Genomic DNA, 21,383 nt, shown 5'->3' with positions numbered 1-21,383 from the left:
GTGAAGCCATTAATCTGTGGTCGCCCCAGGCTCAATCCAAGGTGGGTCGACCGGCAGCCTCCCGGGTTGTTGATCGCCTGTTTCATTCTGGCAGTTTTCAAGGAGTAACAAAGATGCGCATCGGAATTCCCCGCGAGATCAAGACCCTGGAAGGGCGGGTGGCCCTGGTGCCAGCGGCCTGCGGTGATTTGGTTCAGGCCGGGCACGAAGTGTTCATCGAGGCAGGTGCCGGCGAAAAAAGCGGGTTTTCCGATGCGGACTTCCAGCAGGTCGGTGTCGAGGTGTTGCCCGACGCCAAGGCGCTCTACGATCGCGCCACGCTGATCGTCAAGGTCAAGGAGCCGATCGAGGGTGATCTCGAGCACCTGCGCTCCGACCACCTGCTGTTTTGCTATCTGCACCTGGCGGCCGAGCCCGCGCTGACCGAGCGCCTGCTGGCAATCGGCCTGACCGGGGTGGCCTTCGAAACCGTCGAGGAGGCCGATGGCTCGCTGCCGTTGCTGGCGCCGATGAGCAATATCGCCGGGCGGATCGGCGTGCAGGTGGGCACCCATCTGCTGCATCAGCCCGAGGGCGGAAGCGGCGTTCTTCTGGGCGGCATCCCGGCGGCCGACCGTGGTCATGTCGTGGTGCTTGGCGCCGGCGCTGCGGGCGGCAATTCCGCCCGCCTGGCAGCAGCTTCTGGCGCCCGCGTGACCGTTTTCGACAAGCGTCAGGATCGCCTGGCGGAGATGATGGCCATTGGCTCCAACGTGACTGCGCTCTATCCCTATGGCGAAACCGTGGCCGATTACGTCGCCGATGCCGATCTCGTTATTGGCGCTGTGCTGGTCACCGGTCAGCGTGCGCCGCATGTGGTTACCCGTGAAATGATTGCGTCGATGGACGAGGGCGCGGTGGTCGTGGATATCTCGATCGACCAGGGCGGCTGTATCGAAACCAGTCGCCCGACGACCTACGCCGATTCGACCTACCAGGTCGATGGCGTGACGCATTTTTCTGTCACCAACATGCCCGGTGCGGTGCCGCGCACGGCCAGCCAGGCGCTTTCGGCCACCATCCTGCCCTATGTCCAGCACATGGCCGGGCCGGAGTGGGAGCGGGTCGAAGCGCTGTCACGCGGAGTGAACGTGCGCGCTGGCGAGCTTGTCCATCCGGCACTTAAGTGAGCACAATCAGCGCATTGCGAAGCAAACCTGATGCAGGGTGAGATGTGAGTCGGCGGGCCAACAAGAGCGACAAGGTCGATGCGTCCGCGCTGGCGATGAAGCGGCGCCTGTCGGAGGCGCTGTTTCTCCTCATCGTCGTGGCCGCCGTCTATCTCCTGCTGTGCCTGGTCAGCCATGATCCGTCCGACCCCGGCTGGTCGCGGTCGGCTGCCGATTCCCGGGTGGAAAATCTGGGGGGCGCGTTTGGTGCCTGGCTGGCTGATCTGTTCCTGGTGCTGTTTGGCTATATGGCCTATGCGGCGCCGGTGCTGATCGGATTTGCCGGTTTTCGGGTGCTGTCCGAGCGCGGAGAGCCGGCCGGTCTTGCCGAGTGGTCGGTGCGCACGGCCGGCCTGCTGCTGGCCGTACTCACCGGCTGCATGCTGTTGTCCTTGCAGGCCGGCGCGGTCGATGCCGGCCCCGGCGGCGGGGTGATCGGTGATGTGCTTTCAGCACCGATGCAGGCGACCCTCGGCCTGACCGGCGGCGTGCTCATCAGCCTGAGCGTGTTTCTGGGCGGCATCACCCTGTTTACCGGCCTGTCGTGGATTGACGTCGTCGATCGCACCGGGCGTTTTGCCCTGCACGCCTGCACCTGGTCCATCGGCCGGGTGGCACAGGGACGGGACTGGTTCGCCGGGCGCCGCGCGCGGGCACAGCGTGACGAGGTGCGCAAGCGCGATTCGGTCAAGCGCAAGGCGCGCAAGGAGGTGCGCATCGAGCCGCGCGTGGAGCCCAAGGCAAGCAAGCGCCGCGAGAAAAAGGCCCGGCAGCAGCCGTTGTTCAAGAATCTGTCGCCGGGTGAACTGCCGCCGCTGGAGCTGCTCGACGAGCCACCCTCCAAGCGCGCCGGCTATTCCGAAGAGGCCCTCAAGGCGATGAGCCGACAGGTCGAGCTGAAACTGGCCGACTTCGGCGTCGAGGTCGAGGTGGTCGCGGTCCATCCCGGGCCGGTGATCACCCGCTTCGAGCTGCAGCCGGCGCCGGGAGTGAAGGGCGCCCAGGTATCGAACCTGTCGAAGGATCTTGCGCGCGGCCTGAGCGTGATTTCAGTACGCGTGGTCGATGTGATTCCGGGCAAGAGCGTCATTGGCCTGGAAATTCCGAACCAGAACCGGGAAATCGTTTTCCTGCGCGAAATCCTGGATTCCGAAGCCTATGCCCGCTCGAGCTCACCGCTGACCCTGGGCCTGGGCAAGAGCATCTCGGGCAAGCCCATGGTGGCCGATCTGTCGCGCATGCCGCATCTGCTGGTTGCCGGTACGACCGGCTCGGGCAAGTCGGTGGCCATCAACGCCATGATCCTGAGCCTGCTCTACAAGGCCACGCCCGACCAGGTGCGCCTGATCATGATCGACCCCAAGATGCTGGAGCTGTCGGTTTATGAGGGGATTCAACATCTGCTCACGCCGGTGGTCACCGACATGAAGGACGCCTCCAACGCCCTGCGCTGGTGCGTCGCCGAGATGGAGCGTCGCTACAAACTGATGGCCTCGGTGGGGGTACGTAACCTGGCGGGCTATAACCGCAAGGTCCGGGAGGCGGCCGAAAAGGGCCAGCCCCTTACCGACCCGCTGGTTGATCCTTCCGAGCTTGCCGAAGGGGAGGCCAAGCCCGTTCTGGAAGCCCTGCCTTACATCGTCGTGGTGGTCGATGAGTTTGCCGACATGATGATGATCGTCGGCAAGAAGATCGAACAGCTCATCGCGCGGCTGGCACAGAAGGCACGCGCTTCGGGCATCCACCTGATTCTCGCTACCCAGCGGCCCTCGGTTGACGTGATCACCGGCCTGATCAAGGCCAATATTCCCACACGCATGGCCTTTCAGGTGTCTTCACGGGTCGATTCGCGCACCATTCTGGATCAGCAGGGGGCAGAGCAGCTGTTGGGCCACGGCGACATGCTGTACCTGCCGCCTGGCTCCGGCCTGCCCGAGCGCATTCACGGCGCTTTCGTGGACGACCACGAGGTGCATGCCGTGGTCGAGTCGCTGATGCAGCAGGGGCCGGCGGACTATCTCGATGAAGTGTTGTCCGACACCCAGACCATGGCCGATGGCCAGCAGATCGGGGCCACCGGCCTGCCTGAAGCCGGCAGCGGAGACTCCGAAGACGAGCTCTACGACAAGGGTGTGGCCTATGTGCTGGAAAGCCGGCGCGCCTCGATCTCGAGCGTGCAGCGCCACCTGCGAATCGGCTACAACCGCGCGGCCCGCATGATCGAGGACATGGAAGCGCAGGGCGTGGTCAGCCCGCCGGAGCACAATGGCCAGCGCGAGGTGCTGGCGCCCAAGCCGCCGCCGCGCGATTGAGCCTGGCGCCGCCGATCTGCCGGCTTCGCTACTGCCGCAGTCAGTTGCGGTTCAGGCGCCAATCGTCAGACTGACATCGACAACGTTTGGCAAAGGAAGTGATGCCCAATGATCATGGAATGGCTGGCTGCAATGCTGATGGCCGTGGCTGCGGCGGGAACAGCGCCACAGGCACAGGATGGTCGCGCGCAGCTCGATGCGTTTGCCGATGACCTGGAAACGCTTTCGGGCCGCTTCGAGCAGATCACCATTGATGCCGACGGGCGGGTGACCGAGGAATCGTCGGGCAAGCTGTACTTCTCCCGCCCCGATCGCTTCCGCTGGAGCTATGACGCACCTTTCCCGCAGGAAATCGTCGCTGACGGCGAGCAGCTGTGGTACTACGACGTCGCGCTCGAGCAGGTCACGGTCAGAGAACAGCCGCCTGCTGCCGAGTCGCCGCTGCTGGTGCTCACCCGGCCCGAGCTCCTGGACCGCTTTTATCAAGTGACGGACGCGGCCGGGGACGTCATCGCGTTCGCGCCGCTGGAGTCTGAAAGCGATATCGTCCAGGGGCGGCTGCACTTCCGGGACGGGCTGCCGCAGGAGCTGGAGCTGGAGGACGAATTCGGCCAGCTGACGCGCCTGCGCCTGTTCGACCTCGAGCGCAACCCCGAGCTTGATTCCGGGCGGTTCGAGTTTTCCGTACCTGAAGGCGTGGACGTGCTCGAAGGCTATTGATCACCCGGCCGAGCTCGATCCGGCAGCCTGCCGGGCCGTCAAGACTCCGGGGGCGCGAAGGCGCGGGCCGAGGTTTCGTCGTCGGGCTGCGTGAGGATCTCCACCGACTGTCGCGCCTGGGCAAGCATGTCGTGGCAGTGCCGGGACAGTTCGACACCGCGCTTGAAGCGCTCAAGCGAGTCGGACAGGCTCAGCTCCCCTGACTCCAGCGCTTCGACCAGGTTTTCCAGCTCATCGAGGGTGTGCTCGAAGTCCGGCTTGTGATCGCTGGCGGCGCTCTTGCTGGTTTTCTTTTTGCTCATGACAATCAGTTTAACCCAGCCGGTTCTTGCCTGGCGTCCAGATCAGAGACTGCCCCCTTTGCGCAAGCAGCTCCCGGAATCGGGCGGTCTGCCAGCGGTCTCCGAGCGCGACCAGTTCATCGCGGTGCAGCAATCGCGGCCACGATCGGCGTTGCCATGGCGGGACGCCGGCCGCGGCCAGCAGGCGCTTGCACTCGCGCTGATGGGCGTCGCCGGCGGGGCGCAGTGAATCGCCGTCCTGACCGCTGCGTACCCGCAGATTCAGAGGTTCGGCAATCGCTCCGGCAAGCTCGAGCTGACCCAGCCCCTCGGGCAGCTGCAGCGCGGTCTGTCCGTTCCAGCTCAGGTACCAGTCCGTGCACTCGGGGCAGCCGGATGCAAACCACAGCCGGTTACGCCAGAGGCGCAGAACGGCTTCATTCCAGCGCAGCTCCGGGCAGCGGTCGGTGCGCGCTTGCTTGATCTGGCGCAGGAAGGAATCCAGCCGACGACCGGGTGGCGGCTGCGAGCCGAGCCGGATGCACCAGGCCCGGATGATCTGCGCCAGGTAATATTCGCTGTTGTCGGCCAGCTGATCCAGCTGCAGGCAGTGAGAGCTGTTGCCGGCCCGGTCAAGATCAAGGTCGATCTGCCGGGCAAGCGTGGCCGCGGCCCCACGACACAGGCGCGCGCTGCGGCGCAGCGATTGGTCAACGGCAGGCCAGCGCTTGCGCAGCATGGGCAGAACCTGGTGGCGCAGGTGGTTGCGATCGAACTGTGGCGAGAGATTGGCCGGATCACGAATACAGTCCAGCGCATGATCTGCGAGGTAGGTCTCGATCTCCTGGCGCTGCCAGGAAAGCAGCGGTCGAGCCAGCCATCCTTGACCGAAACGGCGTACGGGCCGCATGCCGGCCAGGCCTTCCGGCCCGGCGCCGCGAATGAGTCGCAGCAGCACGGTTTCAGCCTGGTCGTCGGCATGATGCGCCGTCAGCAAGGTCTCATCGGCAGCCATCAGGTCATCGAGGACGCGGTAGCGGGCCAGCCGCGCGGCCGCTTCCGGCCCGGGGCCGTCGTCGACCTGGGCGTGAACGACCTGACAGGTCGAGCCCAGCTCCTCAGCGATGGCGACGGCGCGTTCGGCGCGTGCGCCGCTTTCTGCATCCAGCCCGTGATCGACGTGCACGCACACGAGTTCTCGCTCAAGCACAGTGGCCAGAAGCTGGTGCAGCAGGCAGACTGAATCGGGCCCTCCGCTGTAGGCCAGAAAGATTCGTCCGCGGCCGGGCAGGGTGGCGGGGTTCAGCTCAGCGGTGCTCATCACCGTCGGGCCTAGCTTTGCTCGAAGGCTCCGTATGCCATCAGGCGCTGGTAGCGGTCGTTGAGCAGGGTGTCGGCCGGCTGGCCGGACAGGTGTGCGAGCTGTGCGGCAATCGTTTCGCGGATATGGACGGCGACTTCATGCGGTGAACGATGCGCGCCGCCGGCCGGCTCCTTGATGATCTTGTCGATCAGCTCGAGTTTTCTGAGCTTGCTTGCCGTCACGCTCATCGCTTCTGCGGCGGTGGCCGCCTTGTCGGCGCTTTTCCACAGAATGGAGGCGCAGCCTTCAGGTGAAATGACCGAATAGATGCTGTACTGCAGCATGCTGATGCGATCTCCCACGCCGATGGCCAACGCACCGCCGGAACCGCCTTCGCCGATGACAAAGCAGATGATCGGCACCGGCAGGCGCGACATCACCGCCAGGTTGCGGGCAATGGCTTCCGACTGGCCGCGCTCTTCTGCGCCCACCCCTGGATAAGCGCCCGGTGTATCGATGAAAGTGACGATGGGCATGCCGAAGCGGGCGGCCATCTCCATCAGGCGTTGGGCCTTGCGATACCCTTCGGGCCGCGGCATGCCGAAGTTGCGGCGGACTTTCTCCCGGGTGCCACGCCCTTTCTCATGGCCGATCAGCATCATGCTCATGCCGTCGAGCATGGCCGGGCCGCCGACAATGGCGTGGTCATCTGCAAAGTGACGATCGCCGTGCAGTTCTTCGAATCGGTCGAAGACCATTGGCACGTAGTCGAGGGTGTGGGGGCGCTGTGGATGGCGAGCCAGCTGCGAAATCTGCCAGTCGCTCAACTCTGAAAAGATCGCTTTGGTGCGCTCTTCGCACTTTTGTTCCAGCCGCTGGATTTCATCGTCGAGATCCATCGAGACATCGGAGCCAACGTTCCTCAGCTCGCGAATCTTGGCCTCGAGTTCGGCGATGGGCTGTTCGAAATCAAGATAATTGGGGTTCATTCCGTATTCTGGCAGACCGCATGGTTGACCGGGGAGTATAACGTTCCCTTTACCCGGGATGAACCCCGACCGCGATCGGCCCGCGCGGGATGCGCCCTGGATCGAAGTTCGCCAGCGCCCAGTCCAGCTGGCTGTCCAGCAGGCGGGCACCGACTGGCGGTTCGTGGCCAAGGGCGCGCAGCGCCAGGCGCAGCGCCTCGGCGCGCGGGTGGGCGACGACCGGATCGTCAGCGTCGGACTTGCTTAGCTTGCGGCCGCGGCTGTCGGTGACGATCGGCAGGTGCAGCCACCGCGGTGGTGTCAACCCCAGGTGGTGGTAGATCAGCAGCTGCTTGGGTGTCGAATCGATCAGGTCGGCGCCGCGCACAACTTCGGTGATGGCCGATGCGGCGTCATCGACTACCACCGCCAGCTGATAGGCGATGAGGCCGTCGCCACGCAGAATGACGAAATCGCCACCGGTGCGACCGGGATGATCGCAGTATTCGCCCTGGACCGCATCAGTGAAGCATTCAACGCCGGCGTTATCGGTGCGCATACGCACGCTGCGCGGCGCGCGGCCCGGGGGTATTCCATTGCGACAAGTGCCGGGATAGATGCCGTTGGGCGGCAGGTGGCGTCGGCTGCAGCCGCAGCGGAAAGCGGCCCCGCTTTGCAGCAGCTGTGCGAGCGCCTGACGGTGTGCGGGATCACAATCGCTCTGGTAGCGCACGGGCCCGTCCGGAATCAGACCGAAGGCAGCGAGTGTTTTGATCTGTGCCCGCGCGGCACCCGGCACCTCGCGCGGCGGATCGAGATCTTCGATTCGCAGCAGCCAGCGTCCGGCGAGGCTGCGAGCACGCAGGTAGCTGGCAACGGCGGCCACCAGCGAGCCGAAATGCAAGGCGCCCGTCGGTGACGGGGCAAAGCGGCCGATATAAGCTGTAGAGAAAGGCTTTTCGGCGCTCATGAGGGATGCGGAGCGATACGCGTATCGAAACCGGAGGCTATACCGATGCTTCTTCGCGCACGAACTCGCCTTGCACCAGAATGATTCCGAACTGCCACAGCGTGGCCAGGTCACCGGTGTTTTCAACCTTGGGAGCGATCACGCGGCTGTTGTTTTCGCGCGCGTGGCTGACCAGGCTGGAGAGCTTCTGGCGCAGACCCTCGTTGTCGCCGAGATCCTGGATCATCTCCGGCGCCAGCCGGACGAAGTCGACGCCAAGATGGCGCAGCAGGCTTTCAACCGGCGCTTCCGGGCCGACGTCACAAAGCGCGAATCGGCAGCCGCTGTCCCTGAAACGCTCGATGAAGCTCTGAACCGGACGCAGCTTTTCCCGAACCTCGGCCTCGCGCAACCCCAGGATCATGCGCCCGGGCTCCAGCCCGGAGCTGCTCAGCCGCTTGAGCAATGCCAGCGAAGCCTGCTCATCGCTGATGGTGTCGAGGCTGACCGGCACCAGCCACTGGCCGTTGACGTCGTTGCGTTCGCCGGCCAGGCTTTGCAAGCGGTCCATCATGTCGGCATCGAGTCGCGCGGCCAGTCCGATTCGCGAGGCGATGTGCATGTAGACCGAGGGCAGTATGACCTCATCACTGTCTTCCGGCCGCAGCCGGGTTTCCACTTCGCTGATCAGGAACTCGTCGTCTTCCATGCTGGTGATCGGTGAAGTCACCAGGCTGAACTCATCGTGGTCGAGCGCATGGCGCAGGCGCTCGCCCCAGGCCGCGTCGTCTTCGTCGCCTTCAGCAGATACGCGCGGGCGGTAGCGAACGAAGCTGTTGCCGCCAGCCCGAAGGCTTTCCGTGAGGGCCGATTCGGCCTGCTCGATCAGGACAATCGGCTGCGGCAGCTCGCTGCCGGCAATGGCGAGGCCAACGCCGGCCGAGACCGTCAGGCTGTTGTCGCGGACGTCGATGATGCGGCCGGAGGTGTTGTCGACGATGTCGCTGGCCAGCTTTTCCGCCTCGTTGCGGTCGCTGCTGTCGGCAATCAGCGCGAAGGTGTGGTCGCGCAATCGGGCAATGGCGTAATCTTCGCCGACCACGTCGCGAAACAATCTGGCTGTCTCGCGTACCAGGTCATCGGTGGCGCCAACCCCGGTCTTGTCGAGCAGCTCGCCGTGATTGTCGAGGGCAAACGCCAGCACCGACAGCCCGGCGATATCGGCGCGGCTCTCGACCGTCTGCTGGAGCAACTCCGAAAAGGCCGGAACGTTGAGCATGCCGGTGAGCAGATCGGAGGTCTTGAGCTTGTGCAGTTCTTCTTCGAGCTGCGGGTCGGCCTGCGTGAGCTTTTCGCGCACCAGCATCTGCGCGCAGTATTCACCACCGTAACGGGCCGGCGAGAAGTCGACCGCCGCCGTGAATGTCGAATTGTCCTGACGCTGGGCATTGACCTGCATGGGTTCACCCGGCAGCTCGTCGTGGGCGATGGCCTTGAGCACCTGCTTGAGATCCGGCACTTCCTCGCTGGGCGAGAACAGATCGAGCATGGACAACCCTTCAAGCTCTTCGAAGGTGGCAAAGCCGAACAGCTCCATATAGGCGCGGTTGGCGTAGATATGCAGGCCCTCGTGAATATAGGCGATGGCCTCGCTGGAGCTGTCGAGCAGGAGTGTGTAGCGATCTTCGATATCGGCGAGGCTCTTCAGCGCCTGCCGGGCATCCTTGCGCGCCCGCAGTGATTCCACCTGAGAGACGATGATGCGCTTGAGCTGCCGCAGCCCGGCCTGACTGACAAAGCCCTCGACACCGGCAGCCGCTACGGCGCGGGCGGCGTCGCTGTCTTCTTCGTCAATCATGGCCACGATGGGCACAAAGCGATCCTGATCGCGGGCGGCGCGAACGCTGGCTTCGAGCAGGGGCAGGTCGGCCGAGTCGGCATTGATCATGATCATGTCCACCGACTCGGACTCGAACGTCCGCGAGACCGCATTGCCGGTATCAGCGAACAGGGTGCGAACGCTGGCATCATCGCCGAGCATCTGCTCGAGCTGCCGCGGCGCGGACGGGTCGTCGGTAACGGTCAGAATGCGTATTTCGCTCGGCTGATTGGCCATCTGGGGGTGCCCATGTTGCGTCATGATGTAAGGGATCTTAGCGCCGCCGCGCAAGTGTTTAAAGTACCGGCAGTTTATACGGCTCGCCGGCCACTTCGCGTACAAGCCTGGGTACAAGATAGCCCGAAAGCTCGCGCCTGAGGGTATCGATCATGGGCAGCGCCCGCGCTTGATCGACCTCGAAGCGCTGCGCGCCCGAGACCGGATCGAGCAAATGCAGGTAGTAAGGCAGCACGCCGGCCTCGAAGCCGCGCCGCATGAGCGCGGCCAGCGCAGCAGCCGAGTCGTTGATGCCGGCCAGAAGCACCGCCTGGTTGAGGAGGTGGACACCGCGCCCGCGTAACCGCGCCATGGCGTGCGCCACGGTGACGTCGAATTCGTTGGCGTGGTTGGCGTGCACCACCAGCACCACCGGCCAGGGCAGGTGATCCATCCAGTCGAGCAGATCCTCGGTCACGCGATCGGGCAGAATGATCGGCAGGCGCGTGTGGATTCGCAGGCGCCGGATGTGCTTCAGCTCAGCAAGCTGTCGGGTCAGCTCGCGCAGTCGGCGGGTGGGCAGCATCAGCGGGTCGCCGCCGGAAAGAATGACTTCTTCGATGCTTTCATCAGCCCGGATGTGGTCGACAGCCTGTTGCCAGTTCGCGCCGCCGGCGTTGTCGCTGGCGTAGGGGAAAGCCTGACGGAAGCAGTAGCGACAGTGGATGGCACAAGCGCCGGTGGTGATCAGCAGCGCCCGGCCCTGGTATTTGTGCAGCACGCCGGCACCGGCCGAGCTGGCCAGGTCGCCGACCGGATCATCGCTGAAGCCCGGCACGACGCGTGATTCGCTGGCTTCGGGCAGCACCTGCAGCAACAAGGGATCGCGCCGATCACCGATCTGCATACGCTGAATAAAAGCTTCCGGCACGAACATCGGAAAGCGGCTGTCGGTCGGTTCGGCGCCTGAATCGAGGTCGAGCCTGCGCAGCAGGTCGGCGGGTTGGCGGGTGGCGTCACGCAGCTGTTCACGCCAGTTGCCCGGCTTGGGTGAGCCTGCCGTTCGCGCTAAACTATGGAGATTCATCGATCAGTTCTGCTGATGTCTCTGTAAAGTCGTCGTCCCGACCGTCTGCTCGGGGCGTCATTATAATCCGGAGTGCTCATGGCAACCTACAGTACCAACGAATTCAAGACCGGTCTGAAGATCATTCTCAACGGCGATCCCTGCAACATCGTCGAAAACGAGTTCGTCAAGCCCGGAAAGGGTCAGGCCTTCAGCCGTGTGAAGATACGCAATCTGTTGACCGGTCGCGTCATCGAGCGAACCTTCAAGTCCGGCGAGACGGTCGAGGCCGCCGACGTGTTCGAAAAGAACGTGCAGTACCTCTACAGCGACGGCGAGTTCTGGCATTTCATGGACCCCGAAACTTTCGAGCAGCTGGCTGCGGACGAAAAGGCAGTGGGTGATTCCGCGCAGTGGCTCAAGGAAGAGGATCTGTGCCAGGTCACGCTCTGGGACGGATCACCGATCCAGGTCCTGCCGCCCAATTTCGTCGAGCTGCGCATCGTCGAGACCGATCCCGGCCTGCGTGGCGACACCTCCGGCAGCGGCGGCAAGCCGGCCACCCTGGAGACGGGCGCGACCGTTCGGGTGCCGCTGTTCGTTCAGGAAGGCGAAGTCATCAAGGTGGATACGCGCAGCGGCGAGTACATGTCTCGAGTGAAGGACTGAGCCGGTGAGCGCGGGGGTCGATATCCTGCTGCCGCGCTGGATCGTTCCGGTTCACCCCGAGGGGCAGGTGCTCGACAACTACGGCGTACGCGTGGAAAACGGCCGCATTGCGGCGCTGGAACCGGCCGAAGTGCTGCTGCAGCAGGGTGACGAGGCAACGGTCACGCGCCTGCCCGACCAGGTGCTGATCCCGGGCCTGGTCAACATGCATACCCACGGCGCGATGTCCCTGCTGCGCGGGCTGGCCGATGATCTGCCGCTGGCACGCTGGCTCGAGGACCATATCTGGCCAGCCGAGCAACGCTGGGTAGCCCCGGAGTTCGTGCGTGCCGGCACCGAGCTGGCCATGGCCGAAATGCTCAGCGGTGGCGTTACCTGCTTCAACGACAGCTACTTCTTCCCGGACGTGATCGCCGCTGCTGCCGATCGCGCCGGCATGCGTGCAGTTGTTGGTCTTCCGATCATCTCCATGCCCACGGCCTGGGCGCAGACCGAAGACGAGTATTTCCACCGCGGGCTGGAGGTCCACCAGCAGTTGCTCGATCTGCCGCTGGTTTCGCCGGCTTTCGCCCCGCACGCACCGTATACCGTCAGCGATGCCGCTTTCCGCCGGGTGCGCACGCTGGCCGAGGAAATGGATATTCCGGTACACCTGCACCTGCTGGAAACGGCGCAGGAAGCTCGCGAGAGCCTTGACCAGCATGGCCTGCTGCCGCTTGATCGCATGGACTCGCTGGGCTTGTTGACCGATCGCCTGCTGGCCGTTCACATGACCCGGCTCGATGACGCCGATATCGCCCGGCTGGCGCGACACGGCGTGCACGTTCTGCACTGCCCGGCGTCGAATCTCAAGCTGGCCAGCGGCATCTGCCGGGTGGCCGATCTGGATGCCGCCGGCGTCAACGTGGCCATCGGAACCGATGGCGCGGCCAGCAACAACCGCCTGGACATGTTTGCCGAGATGCGTCTGACCGCGCTCCTGGCCAAGGGAGTCAGCGGCAATCCGGAGGCCATTCCGGCCGAACGCGCGCTGTCGATGGCCACCATTCATGGCGCCCGCGCACTGGGCCAGGACGACCGCTTCGGTTCCATCGAGGTGGGCAAGTGCGCCGATCTCGTCGCGGTTGATCTGTCGGCAACGGAAACAGTACCCGTCCATCACGTCATTTCACAGCTGGTCTACGCGGTGTCTCGCCGACAGGTCAGCGATGTCTGGGTGGCAGGCCGTCGATTGCTGGAAAATGGCACGCTGACCACGCTCGATGCCGAGCGGGTGCTGGCGCAGGCTCGGCAGTGGGGCGGGCGGCTGCGGCAAGCCATCAGGATAACGTCGGAGAACAGTGACCATGAATAGTGAAACCCTCGGAAACAACGTCGACCCGCGCGAGTCCGATCGCTTCGACGCGTTGGCCGCGCGCTGGTGGGACCCGGAAGGTGAACTGCGCACGCTGCACGACATCAACGGCCCGCGGGTGGAGTACCTTGCCGAGCGCCTGCCTCTGGAGGGTCAGCGCGTGCTCGATGTCGGCTGTGGTGGTGGCGTGCTCAGCGAAGCTCTGGCGCAACGCGGTGCCAGGGTAACGGGCATTGATGCCGCCAGTCGGCCGCTGGAGGTGGCCCGCCTGCACATGGCCGAAAGCGATCTCGATATCGACTATCGGCAGCTCACCGCCGAGTCGCTGGCAGCAACCGGGGCCGGTGATTTCGACATCGTCTGCTGCCTGGAGCTGCTCGAACACGTGCCCGATCCGGCACAAACCGTGGCCGCCTGTGCCCAGCTCTGTCGGCCCGGCGGGCATTTGCTGTTCAGCACCATCAATCGTTCGCCGCTGGCCTGGGCGACGGCCATCGTCGGCGCCGAATATGTGCTTGGCCTGCTGCCGCGAGGCACACACCGTCATGATCGCTGCATTCGCCCGCAGGAGCTGGCCGGCGCCTGCCGCCGCAGCGGGTTGAAGGTGCTCGATATCACCGGGATGGCCTACAACCCGTTCTCGCGCACCGTGCGCATCGGTGGCGCGCCGCGGGTCAATTACTTTGTCCTCGCCGTCCGGCCGGAGTGAGACGATGACGCTGACAATGCCCGAAGCCGTTCTGTTTGATCTGGACGGGACGCTGATCGACTCTGCGCCCGATCTGCTGGCGGCCCTGGACCACGTCCGCAGCGGCTTTGATCTGCCGCCGGCCAGCCATCGGCAGCTGCGCGAACACGTTTCCCGCGGCGCTGCAGGGCTGTTGGCGGCCGGCTTGCCTGGCTGGTCCGAAATGACTACGGGCCGCCGTGATGCGGTACGTGAAACCATGCTCGACTTCTATGCTGAAAACTGCTGGCAGCGTTCGGCGCCGTTCGACGGCGTCGAAGCCCTCATCGATGCCCTGTCCCTGCAGGGCATTCCGCTGGGCATTGTTACCAACAAGATCAGTCGCTTTGCCGGGCCGGTGGTCGAGCGCGCCGGCTGGTCCGATTGTTTCGGTTGTCTGGTTGCCGGCGATCAGGTGACCCGTCCCAAGCCGGATCCCGAGTCGGTTCTGGCGGCCTGTCAGGCCCTGCGCGTGCGGCCGGAGCGAACGGTTTTTGTCGGCGACGATCGCCGCGACATTGTTGCCGGTGCGGCCGCGGGCACGCACACCGTCGTCGCCGCCTGGGGGTATTTGCCAGCCTGTGAACAGCCGCAAGACTGGCAGGCCGATGCCGTCATCAGTACGCCAACAGGCCTGCTCGAGCTATTGCCCGCACCGGAGCCGAGCTGATGAAAGCCCCCATGGACTGGTGTCGCCAGCGCATGCTCGGGCCGGGCAGTCCCTTGTCGGCGTCACTGCCTTTTGCGCCCGAGCGCTGGCAGGACGGCATTGTCGCCTTGCGCGCGGTGATTTCCGAGATTGCCGCAGTTCCCGACACCGTCAGCGACGTTGATATCGGACAGAAGAAGCTGGCCTGGTGGCGCGACGCCTTGCACAATCGTGCTGCGCATCCGGCCATCGAGGCACTGGTGGCCAGCGGTGCGGCCGACCGTCTCGCTCCCGAGCGCTTCGAGCCGCTGATCAACAGCGTGGTCGACACCCTGATCACGCCTCGCTTTGAAAGCCTGGAAGACGCCTGGCAGCACTGCGCTGCCCTGGGCGGGCCGGCTGCGGAACTGGAAGCCGAGTTGATTGCACCCGGAGATCTGACAGCCCTGGACTGGTCGGCAGCGGGCGGCTTTGCCTATCTGGTCCGGCTGGTGCGCGATACAGGCCTCGATACGCGTGCCGGTCGCTGGCTCGTGCCGCTGGATCTGCAGGCCGAATATCAGATCGCCCGGCAGGATGTGGTCAACGGCACCGCCAGCCGCGGCTGGGACGGCATGATTCGGGCCTGGCTGGATGACGGCTCGCGGCGGATGGCCGGGCCGCTTGGGCAGGCGCCGGCCAAGGTTGTCTGGCGGCAGCGACATCTGCTGATCTCGCACGCGCTGGATCGCCGGCTGGCGCGAGCCCTTGCGCGGCAGCCGCGCCGTATTCTCGAGCGGCGGGTTCGGCCCGGGCAGATGGGCAATGCCTGGGTGGCCTGGCGATCGGCCAGGCGGCTGCGTCGGGCGGTGTGATGGCGCCCGCGAGGGTGGGCGGCGTCAGTCCGAGCTGATGATGTCCGGCCCCTTGCCGGCCGATTTTTCGTAAACACCCTTGCCGATTTTGCGGTACTGGGTGAAACCGGCCCTTTCGACCTCGCTGCTCGACGGCGCGCGCGAATTCTGCCCGGCGAGGCTGGGCGGGGAAATCAGCCGCCGCACGGTCTGCCCGCAATAGGGGCACTTCTGCATCGGCGGGTCGCTGATCTTCTGGAGAATGGTCACCGGTTGGCTGCAATAATCGCAGCCGGCGTCCGGATCGATGCTGACATATTCATAGAACGGCATGGACGCATTGTACCGTTGCAGGTCAAGCGGAGGCTGTCAGGTGGCAGGGACGATGGCAACATTGTTGCGGTACCCGAGCCGGCGGGGAATCTGCGACAATGCCTCATCTGCACCGAATCGTGACTGGAACACTGACGCATGAAAGATTCTCCCAAAGCCGTCTGGCTGGTGACCGGCGCTGCCGGTGCACTGGGCAGTGCGGTTGTCCACCAGGTGATGGCCGCAGGCGCCGACTGTATTGCCCTGGATCGCCAGACCGGTGGGCTTGACAGCCTGCACGACGATCTGGGCGACAAGCTGGGGCGGGCCCCGGCGTTGATGCCGATGGACCTGGCCGGAGCGGCTCCGGAGGATTATCAGCGCCTGGCCGAGGTGATCGAGGCCGAGTTCGGGCGTATCGATGTGCTGGTTCACAACGCGGCCACCTTCCAGGCCCTGCAGCCGATGCTGCAGCAGCAGCCCGGCGAGTGGCTGGAAATCATGCAGACCTCGCTGACGGCGCCGTTCATGTTGACGGCCGTGCTGGCGCCGCTGATGTCGGCCGGCTCGGCCATCGTTTTTGTCGGTGACGACCACAGCCTGGAAAATCCGGGAGGCTGGGCCGCCTTCGGCGTCGCCCAGGCCGGGCGCAAGCAAATGGTCCGCGTTCTCGAGGCCGAACGCTCACAGGGTGGGCCGCGAGTGATCGCAGTCGACCCCGGACCGTTCTACAGCCCGCTGCGGGTGGCTGCCTGGCCGTCGGACTCACCCGGGCACCTGCCCAGCCCGGCTGCGGCAGCGCGGAAGGTCGTAGCGGCTGTCGAACACGCCGATCAACCCTGAATCAGACTTGAGGAGCCGTGATCATGTCAGACGATCTGTTCATGAAAATCATCGATCGGGAGATCCCCGCCGATATCGTTCACGAGGACGATGAACTTCTGGCCTTTCGCGATATCAATCCGCAGGCGCCGGTGCATGTGCTGATCGTACCCAAGCGCAAGATCGTCACCATCAACGACCTGCAGCCCGAGGACGCAGAACTGATCGGGCGGATGACGCTGGCGGCCAGAAAGATTGCCGCTGACGAGGGCCTGGCAGACGAGGGTTATCGGCTGGTCTTCAACTGTAACGACAAGGGTGGTCAGTCGGTCTATCACATCCACCTGCACCTGCTTGGCGGTCGCCAGATGCAGTGGCCGCCCGGCTGAGGGTTCGTTGCGACATTCCAAAGAAGCTTCAATGACTGAAATTCGAATGTTCGAAACGGCGGGCTGGATTCGGGGTTTCTATCCGTGTTGGGTCTCGGGCAGCCGGCTGCTCATCCAGGCGCCTGAAAGGCCCATGCCGGCGAGGATCAGAATGATGCCGGAGGTTGGCATCACCGTGGTCAGGGCGCCGACGCTGCCGGTCAGCAGCAGGACGACGCCGATGACGGTGTTGCTGACGGCAACATAGTCCGTGCGTTTGTTGCCGCCGGCCAGATCGATAATGTAGGTCTTGCGCCCCAGCCGCACGCCGGAGTGTGTGACCGCCAGCAAGAAGAAAAACAGTGGATACAGCCAGGCGCTGTCGGCGAACATCGGCAGGCCGTGCACGATGCCGACCAGCCCGATCCCCACCAGTGCGGCGCCGGCACCGGCCAGAATCATCACCCGTCGGCTCGAGGCGTCAGCAAAGCGGCCCCAGAATGGCGCCGATACCAGGCTGGCAACGCCATCGGCAATCACGAACAGCCCGAGCACCAGCAAGGCGCCTTCGGTGCGCTCATGCGCCAGCATGATGAAAAACGGAGCGCTCAAGGACGAGCACAGCAGCAGCGAACGGGCAATGACGAATCGGCGGAAATCGGGCTGGCTGCGCAGCAGGTCGAGGCGCTTGAGGGCCTCGCTCAACGCGTTGCCGCCCCCTGACGTGGCACCCGGAAATTCGCGGATCATGGCGTAGCTGATGGAAGCCAGCAGCCAGAGGCTGGCAGCGATCACCAGCAACATCAGGTAGACGCCGCGATGGCCGCCGTCGCCGCCGTCGAACAGCAGCACGACCCCCACGCCGACGGTAATCGAGCCGGCCAGAAACTCCGACCAGCCGCTGACGCGGCCGCGGCGTGTTTTCGGCACGGTCTTGCCGAGCACGTCCTTGGACGCCACCGAGCACAGCCCGCGCGAGAGACTGAACAGCACCAGGGCGGAGAGCAGGCCGATACCGGCGACCGTGCCGCTCAGGCTCAAGGCAACCAGCGCCATGCACACGACCGCCACGGCCTGCAGGACGCTGCCGGCCACGAATGTCCACTTTCTGACCGACTGTCGTCTGACAAAGCTGGCGATCACCAGCTGCGGGATCATGGAGCCCGACTCCCGAATGGGCACCAGGAACGCGGTAAAGATGCCCGGCGCCGACAAAGCGGCGAGCAGCCAGGCGAGAATCGTTTTGGGGTTGGCAATCGAGTCACCCAGTTTGGTCAGGAACTGCGTGACGACCTGGAGGACAAAGTTGCCCGGTACGACGCGACAGGCATCCTCGTCGATATCCTTGCACACACGGGCGTCTTCTTCGTTGACCAGCTTCTGATAGACCGACGCCAGGCGCCGGCTGGCAAAGAACCGTTCTCTCATGGCGCGGGGCTGTCAGTGCCGCGGTCGCTGGTTTCCGTGGCTGCCGGCTCGGGCACATGTGGCGTGACGCGAAGCAGCAGGCCCAGCCACGCCGAATCGAAGTACTCGAAGCGCCCTGGTCGGATGGTTCGGCTTTGTTCAAGCCGGTGCACTCGATAGCTGCCGTGAGCGCCGGCGGGTGCCTGAAAAGAGGCGCCGGGCGTGTCGTCGGCGCGCCAGACCAGGTCGATGTCGGCGTGTATGAACTGGCGCTTGCGTAAACGGATGCTGCCGTCCAGGCGATAGCGTAGCCGGACATCGAGATCCGCGGCGGTCTTGACAGGGTGGCCATCGCGCAGCAGGCGCCCGACCGGCGACAGGTTGACCCAAGCGGCGTCGAGGACCCGGTCATCATGAACATGCACGGCCTGGCGCGTTGCCCGGTCGATCGGTTGATGCCAGGCCAGCGTGGCGTGAACACGATAGGCGCCGGAGCGCTGCAATCGCGACAGGGCCTGTTGCATGGGCTGATCGAGTGCGTCCAGAGCCAGCCATGGGGTCGGTAAAGGCAGCAGGCGGGTCGTCGATTCAGCCTGCCCGCTGTCTTCGAGTCGCGACATGGTTTCCACGAGCTTGAGCGTGGCTTCGAGTTCGGCGTCTTCGCCATCGGCCATTCTGCGGTCGCCGGGGTTTTCCAGGGCCAGCGCGCGGCGCTTCGGGTCCACGGCCTGACCGAAGTCGGTCAGTTCACTGACCGGCCAATCGTCCGATTCGCCGTTGACCGGCGTGAACACGATGGCTTCGACGCGAAAGAGCGCCGTGTCAGCGCCGCGGGCCGGTGCCGTCGCGGGTGGAATGGCGAACAGACCGGTCAAGAGGGCAGGGAGGAGCAGTCGCGAAAGCTTCATGGGCCAGAGTTTACCCGAGTCGGGCAGGGAGGTGATCGATCGGTCCCGCCCCTCTGGCAGGGGCGACAGAAGTTTCCGCTCCCAACGGGCTGGAAATGCCCACAGCAGCGCGGGCCGAATGTCGGCCCGCGCGACAGGATCAGTCGATCGGATCGACCGAGACGCGAACCCGGATCGTATCCCCGGGATAACGGTCCATCGTCGTTCTGTGGAGGCGCCCGCCGTATTCATAGGTCACACGATAACCACCGTCCACCGTTCGCTCGCGCCAGTCGCGCTGCACCCGGCAGCGTTCGCGAGTGACTGCTCGGCGGCCGCCGTCGCGGGCTTTCGAGCTGTCGTGCCCGATGCTGCCGCCGAGCAGGGCGCCGGCAGCCGTTGCCGCGTCCCTGCCGCCACCGCTGCCGAACTGATTGCCGATCACGCCGCCAATGATGGCGCCCATGATCGTCGGCGTATGCGAATGGCGACGCGTCCTGACGTACTCGATCTCTTCGCGGCAGATTTCACGGTTGATCGGCGTGCGGTGAACCTCCCGAATCGGCTCGACATCGACGACGCGGGCGAGCTCGTAACCGCTACTGCCAGCCAGCGCCACGCTGCTTGCTGCAAGCGCGGCGGTCATGATCAGAAGCTCCTTGATTTTCATCGTCCGTTCTTCATCAGTTGCAGGCGGCTGTTGCCAGCGTTGGCACAATCCTAGTCCAGCCCGGCTGAATCGGCTCTGAATCGCCCGGGCCTCATTGATTGAGCAGCGATGCCGAACGGGTTCAGCGGTTTGAATGATGGCGGTGTTGGCTGTGCCGGACAAGGCGGTCGTGCAACTCGTCAACGGCTTGCTTGAGGGTATCGAGCGAGCCGGTGTTATCGATGACCTCATCGGCCATTGCCAGCCGCTGTTGGCGCGTGGCCTGGGCCGCCAGCATCGCTTCGGCCTGCTGGCGTTCGATGCCGTCGCGTTCCTGCAGCCGGCGGATCTGAGTCGATTCGGGAACATCCACGACCACGACACAATCGGCATCGCCAAACAGCCCGGTCTCGGCCAGCAACGGGACCACGACCACGACATAGTCGGCCTGCTCGTGCGTGGCGATCTGGCGCCGTGCTTCTGCCGCGATCAGCGGGTGCAGGATGTGCTCGAGTCTCTGGCGTGCTTCGGGGCGTTCGAATACCTTGTCGCGCAGGCGGCGACGTGCAAGCTGTCCGTGCTCGTCCAGTACCTCGGTCCCGAAAGCCTCGACGATGGCGGCCAGGCCCGGGCTGCCGGGGGCAACCACCTGACGCGCAATGACATCGGTATCGACCACGGGTGCACCTTTGGCTGCCAGACGACTGGAGATCGCCGTCTTGCCGCTGGCCACTCCGCCGGTAAGGGCGACAACAAAGGGCTGCTGGTAACGCCTGGATGGATTCATGCTGGTGCATTCGGCAATCATGGCGGCCATTATGCCGGCCGTGGCCGGCGGGTGTGAGAGGACGCATCGGTTCGCCACGGAGTGTGCTTCACTTGGCTGACGGTTTGCGTTAATGTGACCTGCAGGGAGACTTGTATTTGTTTATCGGGGACAGTTCATTGACCGATATTCTGATTGTCGAGGACCATGACCTGGTCCGCACCGGGCTGAAGAACATTCTGGCGGCTGAGCGCGACCTGAAGGTGGTCGGCGAGGCCGCCAGCGGCGAAGAGGCGATTCGCCTTTGCCGCGAGTTGCAACCCGATCTTGTCTTGATGGATGTCGGTTTGCCCGGTCTGTCGGGACTCGAGACGACCGAGCGAATTCTCAAGGCACAGCCGGCGATCCGGGTGATCGTTCTGACGGCCTACAGTGAGCCGCCGCTGCCGGCACGCTTGCTCGATTCCGGCGCATCCGGGTACCTCACCAAGGCCTGCGATGCCGCAGAATTGTTGCGCGCGGTGCGACAGGTGAGGCTGGGCGAGCGCTATATCGGCGCCGATATCTCGCAGCAACTGGCCATTTCCCTGCTTCCGGGCACACCACAATCGCCTTTTCAGGAGCTGACCAGCCGTGAGCTGGAGATTGCGTTGATGCTCACTCAGGGAATGAACATGCAGGCCATCGGCAAGACCCTGCATGTCAGCCCCAAGACCGTGGCCACCTACAAGTACCGCATTTACGACAAGATCGGGGTCAGTAACGAGGTTGAGCTCTTGCGCATGGCCTTGCGCCATGGCGTGGTTTCGGAGATTTGAGTGCGCCTGCCGGGCGGCCATCGGGCCGCCCGGCAGGACATGACTTCAGCGCTGCGATCTATTCCTTGTCGCTGAGGCGGTAGATGCCGCCGCCTTCGGGAATGGCGCCGGAACTGCGCTCGGCTTTTTCCTGCGGCTTTCCGCCACCGCCTGACTGACTGCCGCGCCCGGAGCGCTCTTTGTCCGGCTTCTGCTCCGGCTTCTTCTCGGGCTTCTGCTC

The 21,383-nt window shown here is 64.6% G+C and carries 22 protein-coding genes; 11 read left to right on the top strand and 11 right to left on the bottom strand.

Going from position 1 to position 21,383, the window contains the following annotated elements; genetic code table 11:
• The first annotated feature begins 113 nt into the window (after window positions 1–113).
• The 3 genes from ald to lolA all read left to right on the top strand — a co-directional run bounded on the left by ald (window position 114) and on the right by lolA (window position 4,240).
• On the top strand, window positions 114–1,169 hold the full coding sequence (gene ald / locus ACEWQ0_RS08610) for an alanine dehydrogenase (RefSeq protein ID WP_476483280.1): 1,056 nt from the start codon (window positions 114–116) through the stop codon (window positions 1,167–1,169).
• Window positions 1,170–1,213: 44 nt separating this feature from the next.
• Window positions 1,214–3,520 carry a DNA translocase FtsK gene (locus ACEWQ0_RS08605; protein WP_476485100.1) on the top strand — a complete coding sequence of 769 codons (2,307 nt, stop codon included), beginning with the start codon at window positions 1,214–1,216 and terminating at the stop codon, window positions 3,518–3,520.
• A gap of 108 nt (window positions 3,521–3,628) precedes the next feature.
• Window positions 3,629–4,240 (top strand): outer membrane lipoprotein periplasmic chaperone LolA, encoded by a 612-nt coding sequence (lolA, locus tag ACEWQ0_RS08600; RefSeq protein WP_476485099.1) that lies wholly within the window; start codon window positions 3,629–3,631, stop codon window positions 4,238–4,240.
• Window positions 4,241–4,278: 38 nt separating this feature from the next.
• On the opposite strand, the gene ACEWQ0_RS08595 is transcribed toward lolA, so the two are convergent.
• From ACEWQ0_RS08595 to epmB, 6 genes are read right to left on the bottom strand one after another with little or no spacing between them, the layout of a single operon-like run.
• A complete protein-coding gene (locus ACEWQ0_RS08595; protein WP_476485098.1) occupies window positions 4,279–4,542 on the bottom strand; it encodes an exodeoxyribonuclease VII small subunit in 264 nt (87 codons plus the stop codon).
• Between the two features lie 10 nt (window positions 4,543–4,552).
• On the bottom strand, window positions 4,553–5,842 hold the full coding sequence (gene tilS / locus ACEWQ0_RS08590) for a tRNA lysidine(34) synthetase TilS (protein WP_476485097.1): 1,290 nt from the start codon (window positions 5,840–5,842) through the stop codon (window positions 4,553–4,555).
• 11 nt (window positions 5,843–5,853) lie between these two features.
• A complete protein-coding gene (locus ACEWQ0_RS08585; protein WP_476483275.1) occupies window positions 5,854–6,813 on the bottom strand; it encodes an acetyl-CoA carboxylase carboxyltransferase subunit alpha in 960 nt (319 codons plus the stop codon).
• 49 nt (window positions 6,814–6,862) lie between these two features.
• On the bottom strand, window positions 6,863–7,762 hold the full coding sequence (gene gluQRS, locus ACEWQ0_RS08580; protein WP_476483274.1) for a tRNA glutamyl-Q(34) synthetase GluQRS: 900 nt from the start codon (window positions 7,760–7,762) through the stop codon (window positions 6,863–6,865).
• A gap of 37 nt (window positions 7,763–7,799) precedes the next feature.
• On the bottom strand, window positions 7,800–9,857 hold the full coding sequence (locus tag ACEWQ0_RS08575) for an EAL domain-containing response regulator (protein WP_476483273.1): 2,058 nt from the start codon (window positions 9,855–9,857) through the stop codon (window positions 7,800–7,802).
• Between the two features lie 58 nt (window positions 9,858–9,915).
• Window positions 9,916–10,923: an EF-P beta-lysylation protein EpmB gene (gene epmB, locus ACEWQ0_RS08570; RefSeq protein WP_476485096.1), complete on the bottom strand. Its 1,008-nt coding sequence runs from the start codon at window positions 10,921–10,923 to the stop codon at window positions 9,916–9,918.
• A gap of 78 nt (window positions 10,924–11,001) precedes the next feature.
• Here epmB and efp point away from each other — a divergent pair, with 78 nt between their 5' ends.
• From efp to ACEWQ0_RS08545, 5 genes are read left to right on the top strand one after another with little or no spacing between them, the layout of a single operon-like run.
• Window positions 11,002–11,571 (top strand): elongation factor P, encoded by a 570-nt coding sequence (gene efp / locus ACEWQ0_RS08565; protein ID WP_476483271.1) that lies wholly within the window; start codon window positions 11,002–11,004, stop codon window positions 11,569–11,571.
• A gap of 4 nt (window positions 11,572–11,575) precedes the next feature.
• Complete coding sequence (locus tag ACEWQ0_RS08560) at window positions 11,576–12,925, top strand: TRZ/ATZ family hydrolase (RefSeq protein WP_476485095.1); 1,350 nt, start codon at window positions 11,576–11,578, stop codon at window positions 12,923–12,925.
• On the top strand, window positions 12,918–13,634 hold the full coding sequence (gene ubiG / locus ACEWQ0_RS08555; protein WP_476483269.1) for a bifunctional 2-polyprenyl-6-hydroxyphenol methylase/3-demethylubiquinol 3-O-methyltransferase UbiG: 717 nt from the start codon (window positions 12,918–12,920) through the stop codon (window positions 13,632–13,634). The genes ACEWQ0_RS08560 and ubiG overlap by 8 nt, the downstream gene beginning before the upstream one ends.
• Before the next feature lie 4 nt (window positions 13,635–13,638).
• Window positions 13,639–14,322 carry an HAD family hydrolase gene (locus ACEWQ0_RS08550; protein WP_476483268.1) on the top strand — a complete coding sequence of 228 codons (684 nt, stop codon included), beginning with the start codon at window positions 13,639–13,641 and terminating at the stop codon, window positions 14,320–14,322.
• Window positions 14,322–15,155: a phytoene/squalene synthase family protein gene (locus ACEWQ0_RS08545; RefSeq protein WP_476485094.1), complete on the top strand. Its 834-nt coding sequence runs from the start codon at window positions 14,322–14,324 to the stop codon at window positions 15,153–15,155. Before ACEWQ0_RS08550 ends, ACEWQ0_RS08545 begins: the two co-directional genes overlap by 1 nt.
• A gap of 24 nt (window positions 15,156–15,179) precedes the next feature.
• Here ACEWQ0_RS08545 and ACEWQ0_RS08540 read toward each other — a convergent pair whose 3' ends face one another.
• Window positions 15,180–15,467, bottom strand: coding sequence for an FmdB family zinc ribbon protein (locus tag ACEWQ0_RS08540; protein WP_476483266.1), 288 nt, complete (start codon window positions 15,465–15,467; stop codon window positions 15,180–15,182).
• 138 nt (window positions 15,468–15,605) lie between these two features.
• Here ACEWQ0_RS08540 and ACEWQ0_RS08535 point away from each other — a divergent pair, with 138 nt between their 5' ends.
• Both ACEWQ0_RS08535 and ACEWQ0_RS08530 read left to right on the top strand, forming a co-directional pair.
• Window positions 15,606–16,289 carry an SDR family NAD(P)-dependent oxidoreductase gene (locus tag ACEWQ0_RS08535; RefSeq protein WP_476485093.1) on the top strand — a complete coding sequence of 228 codons (684 nt, stop codon included), beginning with the start codon at window positions 15,606–15,608 and terminating at the stop codon, window positions 16,287–16,289.
• Between the two features lie 23 nt (window positions 16,290–16,312).
• Window positions 16,313–16,657, top strand: coding sequence for a histidine triad nucleotide-binding protein (locus ACEWQ0_RS08530; RefSeq protein ID WP_476483264.1), 345 nt, complete (start codon window positions 16,313–16,315; stop codon window positions 16,655–16,657).
• A 78-nt stretch (window positions 16,658–16,735) separates the two neighbouring features.
• On the opposite strand, the gene ACEWQ0_RS08525 is transcribed toward ACEWQ0_RS08530, so the two are convergent.
• From ACEWQ0_RS08525 to coaE, 4 genes are all read right to left on the bottom strand, one after another.
• Entirely contained in the window at window positions 16,736–18,064 is a 1,329-nt protein-coding gene (locus ACEWQ0_RS08525) for an MFS transporter (protein WP_476483263.1), read from the bottom strand.
• Window positions 18,061–18,951 carry a CsiV family protein gene (locus tag ACEWQ0_RS08520; RefSeq protein ID WP_476485092.1) on the bottom strand — a complete coding sequence of 297 codons (891 nt, stop codon included), beginning with the start codon at window positions 18,949–18,951 and terminating at the stop codon, window positions 18,061–18,063. The genes ACEWQ0_RS08525 and ACEWQ0_RS08520 overlap by 4 nt, the downstream gene beginning before the upstream one ends.
• 139 nt (window positions 18,952–19,090) lie before the next feature.
• Entirely contained in the window at window positions 19,091–19,600 is a 510-nt protein-coding gene (locus ACEWQ0_RS08515; RefSeq protein ID WP_476483261.1) for a glycine zipper 2TM domain-containing protein, read from the bottom strand.
• Window positions 19,601–19,721: 121 nt separating this feature from the next.
• A complete protein-coding gene (coaE, locus tag ACEWQ0_RS08510) occupies window positions 19,722–20,366 on the bottom strand; it encodes a dephospho-CoA kinase (protein ID WP_476483260.1) in 645 nt (214 codons plus the stop codon).
• A 158-nt stretch (window positions 20,367–20,524) separates the two neighbouring features.
• On the opposite strand from coaE, the gene ACEWQ0_RS08505 reads away from it, so the two are divergent.
• Window positions 20,525–21,163 carry a response regulator gene (locus ACEWQ0_RS08505; protein ID WP_476483259.1) on the top strand — a complete coding sequence of 213 codons (639 nt, stop codon included), beginning with the start codon at window positions 20,525–20,527 and terminating at the stop codon, window positions 21,161–21,163.
• Window positions 21,164–21,383 lie beyond the last annotated feature (220 nt).

The organism is Wenzhouxiangella sp. YN9 (assembly GCF_056324165.1).
Note: the sequence above shows the minus strand (reverse complement) of the source record. Positions and strands in the feature narration are given on the sequence as shown.

Excerpts from the sequence above, each read along its gene's own strand:
- epmB (WP_476485096.1), bottom strand. The coding sequence starts at position 10,923 with ATGAATCTCCATAGTTTAGCGCGAACGGCAGGCTCACCCAAGCCGGGC.
- ACEWQ0_RS08585 (WP_476483275.1), bottom strand. The coding sequence starts at position 6,813 with ATGAACCCCAATTATCTTGATTTCGAACAGCCCATCGCCGAACTCGAG.
- ubiG (WP_476483269.1), top strand. The coding sequence starts at position 12,918 with ATGAATAGTGAAACCCTCGGAAACAACGTCGACCCGCGCGAGTCCGAT.
- ACEWQ0_RS08525 (WP_476483263.1), bottom strand. The coding sequence starts at position 18,064 with ATGAGAGAACGGTTCTTTGCCAGCCGGCGCCTGGCGTCGGTCTATCAG.
- ald (WP_476483280.1), top strand. The coding sequence starts at position 114 with ATGCGCATCGGAATTCCCCGCGAGATCAAGACCCTGGAAGGGCGGGTG.
- ACEWQ0_RS08530 (WP_476483264.1), top strand. The coding sequence starts at position 16,313 with ATGTCAGACGATCTGTTCATGAAAATCATCGATCGGGAGATCCCCGCC.
- gluQRS (WP_476483274.1), bottom strand. The coding sequence starts at position 7,762 with ATGAGCGCCGAAAAGCCTTTCTCTACAGCTTATATCGGCCGCTTTGCC.
- coaE (WP_476483260.1), bottom strand. The coding sequence starts at position 20,366 with ATGAATCCATCCAGGCGTTACCAGCAGCCCTTTGTTGTCGCCCTTACC.
- ACEWQ0_RS08550 (WP_476483268.1), top strand. The coding sequence starts at position 13,639 with ATGACGCTGACAATGCCCGAAGCCGTTCTGTTTGATCTGGACGGGACG.
- ACEWQ0_RS08540 (WP_476483266.1), bottom strand. The coding sequence starts at position 15,467 with ATGCCGTTCTATGAATATGTCAGCATCGATCCGGACGCCGGCTGCGAT.
- ACEWQ0_RS08515 (WP_476483261.1), bottom strand. The coding sequence starts at position 19,600 with ATGAAAATCAAGGAGCTTCTGATCATGACCGCCGCGCTTGCAGCAAGC.
- tilS (WP_476485097.1), bottom strand. The coding sequence starts at position 5,842 with ATGAGCACCGCTGAGCTGAACCCCGCCACCCTGCCCGGCCGCGGACGA.
- ACEWQ0_RS08520 (WP_476485092.1), bottom strand. The coding sequence starts at position 18,951 with ATGAAGCTTTCGCGACTGCTCCTCCCTGCCCTCTTGACCGGTCTGTTC.
- efp (WP_476483271.1), top strand. The coding sequence starts at position 11,002 with ATGGCAACCTACAGTACCAACGAATTCAAGACCGGTCTGAAGATCATT.
- ACEWQ0_RS08575 (WP_476483273.1), bottom strand. The coding sequence starts at position 9,857 with ATGGCCAATCAGCCGAGCGAAATACGCATTCTGACCGTTACCGACGAC.
- ACEWQ0_RS08545 (WP_476485094.1), top strand. The coding sequence starts at position 14,322 with ATGAAAGCCCCCATGGACTGGTGTCGCCAGCGCATGCTCGGGCCGGGC.
- ACEWQ0_RS08595 (WP_476485098.1), bottom strand. The coding sequence starts at position 4,542 with ATGAGCAAAAAGAAAACCAGCAAGAGCGCCGCCAGCGATCACAAGCCG.
- ACEWQ0_RS08535 (WP_476485093.1), top strand. The coding sequence starts at position 15,606 with ATGAAAGATTCTCCCAAAGCCGTCTGGCTGGTGACCGGCGCTGCCGGT.
- lolA (WP_476485099.1), top strand. The coding sequence starts at position 3,629 with ATGATCATGGAATGGCTGGCTGCAATGCTGATGGCCGTGGCTGCGGCG.